Genomic DNA, 12,108 nt, shown 5'->3' with positions numbered 1-12,108 from the left:
GCGCCCCGCAGGGCGCCGCGTTGAAGGCATCATCATAACGCGCCGCGCGCCACCGCAGGCAGTGGCGCAACGGCGGGCACGATCAGGCCGGCTTGTGCAGCTTGCCGGCAGCGGCAGCGGCGTCGCCGTGCTCGTCGTCCGGGTTCATGGAGACATCGCCCTTGAGGTGACCGTCACGTTGCGGATCCGGCATGCGCAGGCTGATGATCAGCGCCACCAGGCACAGTGCACTGACGTACCAGTAGAAGGCCGATTCCACCCCCGCCGACTTCAGCGACAGCGCCACGAATTCGGCCGAACCGCCGAAGATGGCATTGCCCACCGCATAAGACAGGCCCACGCCCAGGGCGCGCACTTCCGGCGGGAACATCTCGGCCTTGATCAGGCCGCTGATGGAGGTGTAGAAGCTGACGATGGTCAGCGCCAGAATCGCCAGCGCCATGGCCACGCCGGGGCTGCTGACGTCTTTCAGGAAGTGCAGGATGGGGAAGGTACCGATCATGCCGAAGAAGGCGAAGCACAGCATGGAGTTGCGGCGGCCGATCTTGTCGGAGAGGGCACCGAAGATCGGTTGCAGGATCATGTAGACGAACAGCGCGCCGGTCATGACACCATTGGCCATCTTCGGGTCCATGCCGGCGGTGTTGACCAGATACTTCTGCATGTAGGTGGTGAAGGTGTAGAACATCAGCGAGCCGCCGGCGGTGAAGCCCACCACGTTCAGGAAGGCGCGCTTGTGCTGCAGCAAGCCCTTGAGGGTACCGGCTTCCTTCTTCTTGCGGGCACCGGCCGAAGAGGTCTCGGCCAGCGAGCTGCGCAGATACATCGCCACCAGCGCACCGACCGCGCCCAGCACGAAGGGAATGCGCCAGCCCCAGGCCATCAGCTCGGCCTTGGTCAGCCACTGCTGCATGGCGAACAGCACCAGCACGGCCAGCAGCTGGCCACCGATGAGCGTCACGTACTGGAAGGAGGCGAAGAAGCCACGGCGGCCATTGGGCGCCACTTCACTCATGTAGGTCGCCGAGGTGCCATATTCACCGCCCACCGACAGGCCCTGGAACAGGCGCGCCAAGAGCAGCAGCGCCGGCGCCCAGGCACCGATGGTGGCATAGGTCGGCAGGACGGCCACGGCCAGCGAGCCGCCGCACATCATCAGTACCGAGATCAGCATGGAGGTCTTGCGGCCATGCTTGTCGGCGATGCGACCGAACAGCCAGCCGCCGATGGGACGCATCAGGAAACCGGCCGCGAACACGCCGGCGGTATTCAACAACTGGGTGGTCGGATCGCCCTTGGGGAAGAAGGCCGGTGCGAAATAGATCGCACAGAAGGAATAGACGTAGAAGTCGAACCATTCCACCAGGTTGCCGGAAGAGGCGCCGAGGATGGCGAAGATGCGCTTGCGGTATTCAGCAGCGCTCAAGGGCGTGGTTTGCGCATGGCTTTGCGGGGTGACACTCATGGATATCTCCTGTGATGGCCACAGTCCGGTCCGGCGGACAGGACCTGCGGCGGGTCATCTTGCTTTGATGGAACCGGAACAAGGCATAACGCAGAGGCCAGCAGGACCAGGCGCGTGAAGACGATGCAGAGAGCGCATCAGGTGTCTGTCTCCGTGTTTGCTTTTTTGTTTTGAGCTTCATATTGCAGGCTTCGTGCCAGCATGAAAAACACGGCAAAAAAATCGCAAGCCATTGATTTCAAACGATTTTATTTAATCCAATCCAAACAGCTCCGCAAACCCGGTGCGGATTCCCGGAATGCTGCTGCGCGACATGTGCGGAAATCCATCCAAACCATCGGCTGGTGCCACGCTCGCCCGGGCCCAATGAAAAGCGGCGCATGTCTTTCGACATGCGCCGCTTTCACGGTCTTGCTGAGCCGGCTTGAGCCGTGGACTGACGCTGCGATCAGCGCTCCGACAGGGCATCCATGACGCACAGGGCGGTCATGTTGATGATGCGGCGCACCGTCGCCGACGCGGTCAGGATGTGGACCGGCTTGGCGCAACCCAGCAGGATGGGGCCAATGGCCACGCCGTTGCCCGATGCCGTCTTGAGCAGGTTGTAGGCGATGTTGGCGGCGTCGATATTGGGCATGACCAGCAGGTTGGCGTCGCCCTTCAAGGGCGAGTCCGGAATCACGGCGTTGAGCAGCTTGGAATCGAGCGCGGTATCGCCGTGCATTTCGCCATCGACTTCCAGGTCCGGCGCGATTTCGCGCAGGATGGCCAGGGCGTCGCGCATCTTGCGAGCCGATTCGCTGTTGCTGGAACCGAAGTTCGAATGCGACAGCAGCGCCGCACGCGGATGCAGGCCGAAGCGACGCATTTCCTCGGCGGCCAGCATGGTGATTTCGGCCAGCTCGCGGGCGTTGGGGTTCTCGTTGACGTGGGTATCGACCATCACCAGCTGGCGATTGGGCAGGATCACCGCATTCATCGCCGCATAGACGTTGACGCCTTCACGCTTGCCCAGCACCTGATCGATGTAGTGCAGGTGCAGTTGGGTGGTGCCGTAGGTACCGCAGATGAGACCGTCGGCATCGCCCTTGTGAATGGCCATGGAACCGATCAGGGTGTGACGGCGGCGCATTTCCAGCTTGGCGTATTGCTCGGTGACGCCCTTGCGGCGCGACATTTCCAGGAAGGTCTGCCAGTAGTCGCGGTAGCGGTTGTCGAAATTGGGGTTGATGACCTCGAAGTCGGTACCGGCACGCAGGCGCAGGCCGAACTTCTTGATGCGCTGTTCCAGCACTTCCGGACGGCCCACCAGGATGGGCTTGGCCAGGTTTTCATCGACGATCACCTGCACCGCGCGCAGCACGCGCTCTTCTTCGCCTTCGGCGTAGACGATGCGCTTCTTGGCCTCGGCGGCCTTCTTGGCGACCTGGAAGATCGGACGCATGAAGGTACCGCTGTGGTAGACGAACTGTTCCAGCTTCTCGATGTAGGCATCCATGTCCTGAATCGGACGGGCGGCCACGCCCGAGCTCTCGGCGGCACGGGCCACGGCCGGCGCGATCTTGATCATCAGGCGCGGGTCGAAAGGCTTGGGAATGATGTATTCCGGACCGAAGGACAGGTTGGCGATGCCATAGGTCGAGGCCACGATATCGGACTGCTCGGCCTGGGCCAGCTCGGCGATGGCGTGGACGGTGGCGATCTCCATCTCGCGGGTGATGGTGGTGGCGCCGGAGTCGAGCGCACCGCGGAAGATGTAGGGGAAGCACAGCACGTTGTTGACCTGGTTCGGATAATCCGAACGGCCGGTGGCGATGATGGCGTCGTCACGCACGGCCATCACTTCTTCGGGCAGGATTTCCGGGGTCGGGTTGGCCAGGGCCAGCACCAGCGGACGGGCGGCCATCTGCTTGACCATCTCGGGCTTCAACACGCCGGCGGCGGACAGGCCCAGGAAGATGTCTGCATCCGGAATCACTTCGGCCAGGGTGCGGGCGTCGGTTTCGCGGGCGAAACGTTCCTTGTCCGGGTCCATCAGTTCCTTGCGGCCCTTGTAGACCACGCCGGCCAGGTCGGTAACGAAGATGTTCTCGATCGGGAAGCCGAGGTCGACGATCAGGTCCAGGCAGGCCAGCGCGGCCGCACCGGCGCCGGAGACCACCAGCTTGACGTCCTTGATGTCCTTGCCAACGACCTTCAGGCCGTTGAGGATGGCGGCGCCGACGATGATGGCGGTACCGTGCTGGTCATCGTGGAAGACCGGGATCTTCATCTTCTCGCGCAGCTTGCGCTCGATGTAGAAGCATTCGGGCGCCTTGATGTCTTCCAGGTTGATGCCGCCGAAGGTCGGCTCCAGGGCCGCGATCACGTCGATCAGCTTGTCCGGGTCGGTTTCGTTGATTTCGATGTCGAAGACGTCGATGCCGGCGAACTTCTTGAACAGCACGCCCTTGCCTTCCATGACTGGCTTGGACGCCAGCGCACCGATGTTGCCCAGGCCCAGCACGGCGGTACCGTTGGTGATGACGGCCACCAGGTTGCCACGGGCGGTATAGCGGAAGGCGTTGAGCGGGTCGGCGACGATTTCTTCGCAGGCCGCAGCCACGCCCGGAGAATACGCGAGGGAGAGATCACGCTGGTTGGTCAGCAGCTTGGTGGGCGTGACCGCGATCTTGCCCGGGGTCGGAAACTCGTGGTAATCGAGCGCTGCCTGACGAAGTTGCTGACGCACTTCTTCTTTCTTACTGATCATCGAATCCATACTCTGTATTCTCTAGTTGACTTGCGAAGGGGGTCGATTCTAGCAGAGGTCGGCCCTCAATCATAGGCCGACCGCCCCATGCTGCCCCGCGCAAAGCCTTTTCCGGACTGGCTTTGCGGCAGGTCGACCGAAACCCGTGATGACCGCGAACATGGTCTTTCCGGGGCCAGATGACGACCGTTTGTCGCCTGATGTGCGCAGTTGCACGCAGCTTGATTTGCTGCACGAGAGGCTGCCACCGCCCCTGTCTGTCTGGTATTGGGGAAAACCCCTAGGCTTTGCGGCGCTGCGCGCTGACGCAACTGCAGCAAGACGCGAGGCCAAGTTGCGCTGCATCGCAACATCCCCTGTCGCGCCGATATTGTGCGACTGAAGCCGTGACGGATTGGTTACAATCGCGCCATGCTTTCCGAATTCGAACTCATTGCGCGCTATTTCAGCCGCCCACCCGCCCCCGACAGCCGCACGGCGCTCGGCGTGGGGGACGACTGCGCGCTGATGACACCGGCGCCGGGGATGCAGCTGGCCATTTCCAGCGACATGCTGGTAGAGGGCCGCCACTTCTTCCCCGATGCCGATCCCTTGCTGCTGGGCCACAAGTGCCTGGCCGTCAATCTGTCCGACCTGGCCGCCATGGGCGCGCAGCCGATCGCCTTCACGCTGGCCCTGGCCTTGCCGCAAGCGCGCGCCGAATGGCTGGCACCGTTCTCGCGGGGCATGCTGGCGCTGGCCGATGAACATGGCTGCGAGCTCATCGGCGGCGACACCACCAAGGGGCCGCTGACCATCAGCATCACCGTCTTCGGGGAAGTCCCGCCGCAACAGGCGCTGCGTCGCGACGCCGCGCGCGCGGGCGATGACATCTGGGTCTCCGGCACGCTGGGCGATGCCCGGCTGGCCCTGGCAGGATACCGCCAGGAATTGGACATCAACAGCGAGGCGCTGCAGCAGGCCGCCCCACGCATGCACGCACCAAGCCCGCGGGTGTCGCTGGGCCTGGCCTTGCGTGGCATCGCCCACGCCGCCATCGATATTTCCGATGGGCTGGCTGGCGACCTCGGCCACATCCTCGACCGTTCGCACGTAGGCGCCACGCTGGATGTGGATGCTCTGCCGCCCGGACCGGCCCTGCAACAGCGCGACCTGCATCTGCGCCGCCGCTTCTGCCTGTCGGGTGGCGACGATTATGAACTCTGCTTCACTGCCCCGGTGCGCCAGCGCGAGGCCGTTCTCCATGCCGCCCAGTCGGTCGGCACCGCCGTCACCCGCATCGGCCACATCGATGCGCAGGCCGGTCTGCGCCTGCTGGACGCGGCCGGTGAGCCGCTGCAGGACACACCGGATTCCTTCGATCATTTCCGTTCATGAACCAAGCTTCTTCGCCCTTCCCGCCGCCTCCGGCGTCACCGCGCAAACGCAAGGCGACTCCCCACTTCATGCTGGCCCATCCGGCGCACTGGATCGCGCAGGGCTTCGGCAGCGGCCTCTCACCCATCATGCCGGGTACCGCCGGTACCCTCTTCGCGTGGCTGTCGTATGCGGTACTGTCGACGCGCTGGCCGCATGTCTTCACGGCGGCAAACTGGCTGGCGATCATTGCGGCCGGTTTCATCATCGGCATCTGGGCATGCCATCGCACCGGCCAGGCACTGAACTCGCCTGATGACGGCAGCATGGTGTGGGATGAGATCATCGCCTTCTGGCTGGTCATGGTGCTGGTCATGCCGGCCAATTTGAAGACGCAGTTTGCGGCCTTCCTGGTGTTCCGCTTCTTCGACATGGTCAAGCCGCCGCCGATCGCCTGGTTCGACCGCCGCTTCAAGGGCGGCTTCGGCGTGATGTGGGATGACATCGTGGCAGCCTTCTATACGCTGCTGGTGTTTGCGTTCTGGCGCACTTATTGGTGAGGGAATTGGTAACGGGAAGTGAACAATCAGACCTTGTCTGATACAACACTTCCTGACATCGGAGTATGCTAGTTCGCGCACGTCGTTGATCAACCGACCGCAGTGCGCCCGCCACCCGGCGCAGACTGCGGCACAGCCGAGGATGACACTCATGGACAGCACCCTGGACCTGGCCACCCGCGTAGGCCACACCCTCAAAGCCCGTGGCCTGCTCCTGGCCACTGCCGAATCCTGTACCGGCGGCGGCATTGCCCACGCCATCACCGAAATCGCCGGATCCTCGGAATGGTTCGATTGCGGTTTCGTCACCTATTCGAATGCTTCCAAGAATGAGTTGCTGGACATCTCCGAAGCCCTGATCGCCCAGCATGGTGCGGTCAGCGAGGAAATCGCCGGTGCCATGGCCGAAGGGGCCGTGGCCAACAGCAGCTCGGATGTAGCCGTCTCCACCACCGGCATCGCCGGCCCGGGTGGCGCCGTGCCCGGCAAACCGGTCGGCACTGTCTGCTTCGGCTGGCGCGTAGGCGACAAGACCTATACCGAGCGCCTGGTCTTCAAGGGCGACCGCCAGCAGGTGCGGGCGCAGACCGTGGAACATTCGCTCAAGGGCTTGCTGAAGCTTCTGGCAGACTGAAGCAGTGAACATGAAGAAAAAGGCGGCGCTCCCCTGGGAACGCCGCCTTTTTCTTCACATCTGCTTGCGCGAATCAGCGGAATCGATTGATGGCGTCACGCGTCTCGATGGCCACGCGGCGGGCCGCAGCGGCGAAATCCTCGCCGGCTTGCGGCTTGGCGTAGAGGATGGCACGTGAAGAATTGATCATCATGCCCGTTCCCGAGGCCGTCTTCCCGGATTTCACCGTGGCTTCCACATCGCCCCCCTGCGCACCCACGCCGGGCACCAGCAGCGGCATGTCGCCGATGATGGCGCGCACCTGGGCCAGTTCATGCGGGAAGGTGGCACCGACCACCAGGCCGCACTGGCCATTGGTATTCCACTTCTCGGCCACCAGGCGCGCCACGTGCTGATAGAGCGGCTTGCCATCGACTTCCAGGAATTGCAGATCGGAACCACCGGCGTTGGAGGTACGGCACAGCACGATGACGCCGCGATCCTTCCATTCCAGATAGGGCGAGACCGAGTCCCAGCCCATGTAGGGGCTGACCGTGACGACGTCGGCGTCATAGCGTTCGAAGGCTTCGCGGGCATATTGCTCGGCGGTGGCGCCGATGTCGCCGCGCTTGGCGTCCAGCACCAGGGGAATCTCCGGGTAGTTGCTGCGCAGGTAGGCGCAGATGCGTTCGAGCTGCTCTTCCGCGCCCAGGGCGGCAAAATAGGCGATCTGGGGCTTGAAGGCGCAGGCGGCTTCGGCGGTGGCATCGATGATGGCGCGGCAGAATTCGAAGATGGCATCCGGCTTGCCCTGCAGCTCGGCGGGGAATTTCTTCAGGTCGGGGTCCAGGCCGACGCACAGCAGGGAATTGCGCGAAGTCCACGCAGCGTTGAGTTTCTCGATGAATGTCACGGTGATGCCTTTAACTGAAAGATGCGCTATTGTAGCGCGCCGGCCTGTCCCGATCTCGATTTTTGACTGATGTTCAGGGGTTTTCGCTGAACATCGGGCACTTCGTGCGGGTTCCATGGTCTCATGCGCTCCCTTTGCTTCACTTTGCTACGAGGAAAACAACATGAAAAAACTCTTCGCCTGGCTGGCCATTGCCATCACTGCCCTCACCCTCTCCGGCTGCGGCTACAACGAATTCCAGGCCAAGGACGAGGCAACCAAGGCCGCCTGGGGCGAAGTGGTGAACCAATACCAGCGCCGCGCCGACCTGATCCCCAACCTGGTCAACACCGTCAAGGGCTATGCCTCGCACGAGAAGGACACTCTGGAAGCCGTCACCCGCGCCCGCGCAGCGGCCACCAGCTTCCAGATCACCCCGGAGGTGCTCAACGATCCCAAGGCGTTTGCCCGGTTCCAGGAAGTGCAGGGACAACTGTCCTCGGCCCTGTCGCGCCTGATGGCGGTCTCCGAGAACTACCCGCAGTTGAAGGCCGACACCAGCTTCCGCGATCTGCAATCCCAGCTCGAAGGCACCGAGAACCGCATCACCGTGGCCCGTCAGCGCTATATCGCCGCTGTGAAGGATTACAACATCCTGGCGCGCAGTTTCCCCACCAACATCACGGCCAAGCTGTTCAGCTATGAAGTAAAACCCTCGTTCACGGTAGAAAACGAAAAAGCCATCTCGACCGCGCCCACGGTCAACTTTGGCAAGTAAGCCGGGGAGCCGCGATTGGCCATGCGCAAGCTGCTTCTGACCTGGCTGTTGACCGCGCTGCTGGTGTGGATCGCGCCGGCCGGCCCGGCCCGCGCCGATGACGGGCTGGTGCCGGTACCGCCGTTGTCGGCCCGCGTGATCGACCAGGTCCACCTGCTGCAACCGCAGCAGCGCCAGGCCCTGGAAGGCGTGCTGGCCGACATCGAACAGCGCACCGGCAGCCAGATCGGCGTGCTGCTGATGTCCTCCACCGCGCCCGAAGCCATCGAGCAATACAGCATCCGCGTGGCCGATGCGTGGAAACTGGGCCGCAAGGGCATTGACGATGGCGTGATCCTGATCGTCGCCAAGGACAATCCCAAGTCCCTGCGCCGTCTGCGCATCGAAGCCGGACGCGGGGTGCAGGGCAGCCTCACCGATGCACAATCCAAACGCATTCTGCAAGACGTGATCGCCCCGCACTTCCGCCAGAACGATTTCTACGGTGGACTGGCGGCCGGCGTGACGGCCATCACCACCCTGCTGGAACAGGAACAGCTGCCCCCCGTCAAACATCGGAGCAGCACCGCACAGGTACAGATCGACAATGGTGCAAGCTGGATCACGCTGCTGGTGATCGGGCTGTTTCTGGTGGTGTTCTTCTCGGTACTGCTCAGGTCGCGCCGCAGCAGCCGCAACGTTCTGAACAACAATGACTGGGGACACGGCGGCAGCACCACGGCTGGCGTCATCATCGGCAGCCTGGTCGATGAGGCCTTGCGCCAGGCCAGTTCCGGACGGGGCGGTTCGCGGTCGGGCGGGGGTGGATTCGGTGGCGGCTTCGGCGGCTCGTCGGGCGGGGGATTCTCCGGTGGCGGCGGCACATTCGATGGCGGTGGTGCCTCGGGAGACTGGTGACATGGCGCACAACAACGCATCCCCTTCCCTGCCGGCGCGCCTGCTGCGTCATCTGCGCATGACGCGGGCGGCAGCGCGGCGCATCTTCCCCTCGTCCACGCTCAAGGCGATCCAGGCCAGCATCGGGGAAGGTGAACGGCGCCATCGCGCGCAAGTGCGCTTGATCGTCGAAGCCTCACTGTCGCTGGGCGCGGTGCGGCGTGGTGAAAGCGCCCGGCAGCGCGCACACGAATTGTTTTCGCATTACCGCATCTGGGATACCGAAGAGAACTGCGGGGTGCTGGTCTACCTCAATCTGGCCGACCGCAAAGTCGAGATCGTGGCCGATCGCGGCATCAATGCGCGCATCACGCGCGAGCAGTGGCAGCAGGTGTGCAGGCAGATGACCTCAGGCTATGCCCAGGGCGACTACGAGGCCAGTACCTTGCAGGCGCTGGCCACCTTGCACGCCCTGCTGGAATCCGTCCTGCCGCGCGGGGACAACGGCAGCGGAAAAGCGACCAACGAGCTATCCGACAAACCCCTGCTGCTGTAGCGCCGCCTTCAGGGCCGGTCGCTGGCAGCCAACTTCCTATGGCTTTCTTCGGCAAAATGGTCCTGGCGGCGGTGATGGCGGGGCGGCAGTTGCGACTGACTCCGCCCGCCTCCCGGTTCAACCGTTCTCGTACACCCACTGCAACAAGGCATCCTGCGCCTGCTGCCCGTTCGGCGCCGCAGCGTGATTGATCAGGAACACCACCACATAAGTCTTGCCCGAGGCTGCCTGCACGTAGCCTGCGATCGATCTCACGTCATTGAGCGTGCCGGTCTTGATGTGCGCCTGTCCGGCGACACCTTGCTCCTTCAGGCGACGGCGCATGGTACCGTCGTAACCCACCAGCGGCAATGAAGAGACGAACTCCGGCATCAGCGGCGAGCGATACGCCTGCACCAGCACACTGGCCAGCAGCGCCGGGGTCACGCGATCCACGCGCGACAGACCGGCACCATTCTCGATGACCAGCCCGGCGGTATCAATGCCCTTGTCGCCCAGCCAGCCGCGCACCGCACGCGCGCCATTGGTGGTATCCCCTGGCTGGCCGCTCATCTCCGCGCCCAGCGTCAGCAGCACCTGACGCGCCATCACGTTGTTGCTGTACTTGTTGATGTCGCGGATGACTTCCGGCAGCGGCGGCGACTGCACTTCCACCATCAGCCGTGCCGATGGCGTGACCTGGCCGTTGACCACGCGCCCGGCAAAACTCCCCCCCAGGTCGGCCCACATCTGGACAAAACTCGCACCGACATATTGCACATTGCTCATGCGATAGGGATGGACATACCACACCCGCGGCCCGCAGTCGGCACTGTAGGTGCCGGCGAAATTGACCGCACTGGCGTCGTTGTTCATCTTGAGCTTGCCCTGCCAGTCGCCGCAGGGCTCCTGCGACAGGCGCGGCGGCGTGATGGTGACCCCGGCCATGGGCGGGTCCATGCTCACATTGACCAGGCCGCTGGCAGCGTCCGGTTCGAAACGCAGGGCCTGGGTACGATAGTTCAGCAACAACGCATCGGGACCGGCATTGTAGGGCTTCTGCGGGTCACCATCGAACTGCGCCGGATCATAGCTGGACTCGGCAAAATAGCTGCGATCCAACACTAGGTTGCCGCGAATGTCCTTGATGCCGCGCGCGCGCAACTGGCGCAGGAACAGCCAGAAGTTTTCCAGCACCAGCTTGGGATCGCCCCCGCCCTTGAGGATCAGGTCGCCATTGAGCACGCCCCCGGCAAGCGTGCCATCGATGTAGGCCTGGGTCTTCCAGGTGAAGGTAGGGCCGAGGATTTCGAGTGCGGCATCGGTAGTCACCAGCTTCATCACCGAGGCCGGATTGAAGGGCTGCCCCGTATTGTTGGCCGCCAGCATGCGCTTGCCGGTCTCGGCATCGACCACGACCACGCCGGTGCTGTTCTGCGCAATGCGCGCCACGCGCAGCGCGCCCACCACCGCTGGCGGCAAGCCCTGCGCCAGCGCAGCGCTGCCGGCGGCGCAGGCCACGGCGAAGACGGCACGAGTCAGGAAACGGGAAGCAGCAGACCGGGATGGGGTGAAGCAGGACGAAAGCAACATGGATGAACACGAAGATGAGAAGCGGAACAGGAGCAGGCATTATAGGGTAAGCATGCCGACACGGCGGGCCGTGAGCAGGACCGTCTGGCCATCGACAGCGAAATCGGGAAAAGATCAGGAAGGGACCGGCAAACATTCATCCATCCGGCCGATGGACGCAAAAAAGGCCGATGTTTTCGGGGCCGCCACGAGACCACTGTGAAAACATCGACCTAGGGAAATCAAGGCGGGGCGATCAGCATGACGAAATGATAGGCGTGCTTTCCTCGGAAAAATGCCTGCGCCGATGCCCCGGCCACTGCCGCAACGCGCGGCAAAGCGGGCCGCAGAAAGCCCGCTAAATTAGCACTGGCAGTGCTTCCAGTACTAAGAGGGCGAGCAGTGCGCCGAACACCGCACCCACTGCTCTCAAACTGGTTCGAACCACGCGGGACGCCACCGGCACCTCGCCGCATAGCAACAATCCGGCCAACGCCATGGGGATGAAGAACAAAAGATTGTTCATGATGAGGTTGGGCATGATGCGTCTCCTGGTCGAGTTTATTGGTTTGGCGCGGCTTGCTGCGCGTACTCTGTTCGGGCTTGCCTCGTTTCGAGTATAGGCCGACCACCATGGAAGACAAGGCTCACCGGGCGAGAATCGGTGCTGCACAGCAGCGTCCAGGACAACGAATTACAGTAGCCCGAT

At 63.3% G+C, this 12,108-nt stretch carries 11 protein-coding genes; 6 read left to right on the top strand and 5 right to left on the bottom strand.

The window, feature by feature from the left end; genetic code table 11:
• Nucleotides 1–82: 82 nt before the first annotated feature.
• Nucleotides 83–1,465 (bottom strand): MFS family transporter, encoded by a 1,383-nt coding sequence (locus HNO82_RS08200; RefSeq protein ID WP_008331010.1) that lies wholly within the window; start codon nt 1,463–1,465, stop codon nt 83–85.
• Between the two features lie 448 nt (nt 1,466–1,913).
• Nucleotides 1,914–4,226, bottom strand: a complete 2,313-nt coding sequence (locus tag HNO82_RS08195; protein WP_034350812.1) for an NADP-dependent malic enzyme — start codon at nt 4,224–4,226, stop codon at nt 1,914–1,916.
• Between the two features lie 402 nt (nt 4,227–4,628).
• On the opposite strand from HNO82_RS08195, the gene thiL reads away from it, so the two are divergent.
• From thiL to HNO82_RS08180, 3 genes are all read left to right on the top strand, one after another.
• Nucleotides 4,629–5,594 carry a thiamine-phosphate kinase gene (thiL, locus tag HNO82_RS08190; protein WP_175343344.1) on the top strand — a complete coding sequence of 322 codons (966 nt, stop codon included), beginning with the start codon at nt 4,629–4,631 and terminating at the stop codon, nt 5,592–5,594.
• Nucleotides 5,591–6,133, top strand: a complete 543-nt coding sequence (locus tag HNO82_RS08185) for a phosphatidylglycerophosphatase A family protein (RefSeq protein ID WP_034350814.1) — start codon at nt 5,591–5,593, stop codon at nt 6,131–6,133. Before thiL ends, HNO82_RS08185 begins: the two co-directional genes overlap by 4 nt.
• A gap of 151 nt (nt 6,134–6,284) precedes the next feature.
• Nucleotides 6,285–6,767 carry a CinA family protein gene (locus HNO82_RS08180; RefSeq protein WP_008331030.1) on the top strand — a complete coding sequence of 161 codons (483 nt, stop codon included), beginning with the start codon at nt 6,285–6,287 and terminating at the stop codon, nt 6,765–6,767.
• A gap of 73 nt (nt 6,768–6,840) precedes the next feature.
• Here HNO82_RS08180 and pyrF read toward each other — a convergent pair whose 3' ends face one another.
• Nucleotides 6,841–7,659 carry an orotidine-5'-phosphate decarboxylase gene (gene pyrF, locus HNO82_RS08175; RefSeq protein ID WP_175343343.1) on the bottom strand — a complete coding sequence of 273 codons (819 nt, stop codon included), beginning with the start codon at nt 7,657–7,659 and terminating at the stop codon, nt 6,841–6,843.
• A 163-nt stretch (nt 7,660–7,822) separates the two neighbouring features.
• On the opposite strand from pyrF, the gene HNO82_RS08170 reads away from it, so the two are divergent.
• The 3 genes from HNO82_RS08170 to HNO82_RS08160 are packed head-to-tail and all read left to right on the top strand — an operon-like array spanning nt 7,823 to nt 9,848.
• The gene (locus HNO82_RS08170; protein WP_008331032.1) at nt 7,823–8,416 is read left to right on the top strand and encodes a LemA family protein; all 594 of its coding nucleotides are present in this window, start codon (nt 7,823–7,825) and stop codon (nt 8,414–8,416) included.
• Between the two features lie 21 nt (nt 8,417–8,437).
• The gene (locus HNO82_RS08165; protein ID WP_175343342.1) at nt 8,438–9,313 is read left to right on the top strand and encodes a TPM domain-containing protein; all 876 of its coding nucleotides are present in this window, start codon (nt 8,438–8,440) and stop codon (nt 9,311–9,313) included.
• 1 nt (nt 9,314) lies between these two features.
• On the top strand, nt 9,315–9,848 hold the full coding sequence (locus tag HNO82_RS08160) for a TPM domain-containing protein (protein WP_175343341.1): 534 nt from the start codon (nt 9,315–9,317) through the stop codon (nt 9,846–9,848).
• A 117-nt stretch (nt 9,849–9,965) separates the two neighbouring features.
• Here HNO82_RS08160 and dacB read toward each other — a convergent pair whose 3' ends face one another.
• Nucleotides 9,966–11,420 (bottom strand): D-alanyl-D-alanine carboxypeptidase/D-alanyl-D-alanine endopeptidase, encoded by a 1,455-nt coding sequence (gene dacB, locus HNO82_RS08155; protein WP_175343340.1) that lies wholly within the window; start codon nt 11,418–11,420, stop codon nt 9,966–9,968.
• Between the two features lie 337 nt (nt 11,421–11,757).
• Nucleotides 11,758–11,940 (bottom strand): hypothetical protein, encoded by a 183-nt coding sequence (locus tag HNO82_RS08150; RefSeq protein ID WP_008331036.1) that lies wholly within the window; start codon nt 11,938–11,940, stop codon nt 11,758–11,760.
• Between the last annotated feature and the right edge of the window lie 168 nt (nt 11,941–12,108).

The sequence above is a fragment of the Herbaspirillum sp. C9C3 genome (assembly GCF_013359625.1).
Taxonomy (GTDB): domain Bacteria; phylum Pseudomonadota; class Gammaproteobacteria; order Burkholderiales; family Burkholderiaceae_D; genus Herbaspirillum.
This window is presented reverse-complemented; position numbering and strand designations above follow the sequence as displayed.

Coding starts and splice junctions, on each gene's coding strand:
- HNO82_RS08200 (WP_008331010.1), bottom strand. CDS start 1,465: ATGAGTGTCACCCCGCAAAGCCATGCGCAAACCACGCCCTTGAGCGCT.
- HNO82_RS08195 (WP_034350812.1), bottom strand. CDS start 4,226: ATGGATTCGATGATCAGTAAGAAAGAAGAAGTGCGTCAGCAACTTCGT.
- thiL (WP_175343344.1), top strand. CDS start 4,629: ATGCTTTCCGAATTCGAACTCATTGCGCGCTATTTCAGCCGCCCACCC.
- HNO82_RS08185 (WP_034350814.1), top strand. CDS start 5,591: ATGAACCAAGCTTCTTCGCCCTTCCCGCCGCCTCCGGCGTCACCGCGC.
- HNO82_RS08180 (WP_008331030.1), top strand. CDS start 6,285: ATGGACAGCACCCTGGACCTGGCCACCCGCGTAGGCCACACCCTCAAA.
- HNO82_RS08170 (WP_008331032.1), top strand. CDS start 7,823: ATGAAAAAACTCTTCGCCTGGCTGGCCATTGCCATCACTGCCCTCACC.
- HNO82_RS08165 (WP_175343342.1), top strand. CDS start 8,438: ATGCGCAAGCTGCTTCTGACCTGGCTGTTGACCGCGCTGCTGGTGTGG.
- HNO82_RS08160 (WP_175343341.1), top strand. CDS start 9,315: ATGGCGCACAACAACGCATCCCCTTCCCTGCCGGCGCGCCTGCTGCGT.
- dacB (WP_175343340.1), bottom strand. CDS start 11,420: ATGTTGCTTTCGTCCTGCTTCACCCCATCCCGGTCTGCTGCTTCCCGT.
- HNO82_RS08150 (WP_008331036.1), bottom strand. CDS start 11,940: ATGCCCAACCTCATCATGAACAATCTTTTGTTCTTCATCCCCATGGCG.